The sequence below is a fragment of the Mesorhizobium sp. M7A.F.Ca.MR.176.00.0.0 genome, assembly GCF_004023165.1.
Lineage (GTDB): Bacteria > Pseudomonadota > Alphaproteobacteria > Rhizobiales > Rhizobiaceae > Mesorhizobium.
In genome coordinates this window covers 1-657 of the sequence record NZ_RZTC01000310.1, presented here as the reverse complement: position 1 = coordinate 657, position 657 = coordinate 1, and the positions used below count along the sequence as shown (strand labels likewise).

1 protein-coding gene is annotated in these 657 nt (G+C 62.6%); it reads right to left on the bottom strand.

What is annotated here, in order from left to right; genetic code table 11:
* On the bottom strand, positions 1 to 657 hold a 657-nt coding region (locus tag EOB59_RS35035; RefSeq protein ID WP_281061754.1), incomplete at both ends, for a TCP-1/cpn60 chaperonin family protein.

Genomic DNA, 657 nt, shown 5'->3' with positions numbered 1-657 from the left:
CGATGTCTTCCAGCATGGCCTTGCGGCGATCACCGAAGCCCGGCGCCTTGACGGCAGCGATCTTCAGGCCGCCACGCAGCTTGTTGACGACCAGCGTGGCCAAAGCCTCGCCTTCGACGTCTTCCGAGATGATGAGCAGCGGCTTCGAGGTCTGCACGACGGCTTCGAGAACCGGCAGCATGGCCTGAAGGTTGGACAGCTTCTTCTCGTGCAGGAGGATGTAGACGTCCTCGAGCTCGGCAACCATCTTGTCGGCGTTGGTGACGAAGTAGGGCGAGAGGTAGCCGCGGTCGAACTGCATGCCTTCGACGACTTCGAGTTCGGTCTCGGCGGTCTTGGCTTCCTCAACCGTGATGACGCCTTCGTTGCCGACCTTCTGCATCGCTTCCGCGATCATCTTGCCGACCGACTCGTCGCCATTGGCCGAGATCGTGCCGACCTGGGCGACTTCCTCGGAGGTCTTGATCTTCTTGGCAGCCTTGCCGAGCGCGCCGACGACTTCGATCACGGCCAGATCGATGCCGCGCTTCAGGTCCATCGGGTTCATGCCGGCGGCAACGGCCTTGTGGCCTTCCTGGACGATCGACTGTGCCAGAACGGTTGCGGTCGTGGTGCCGCCGCCGGCGATGTCGTTGGTCTTCGAAGCAACTTCGCGGA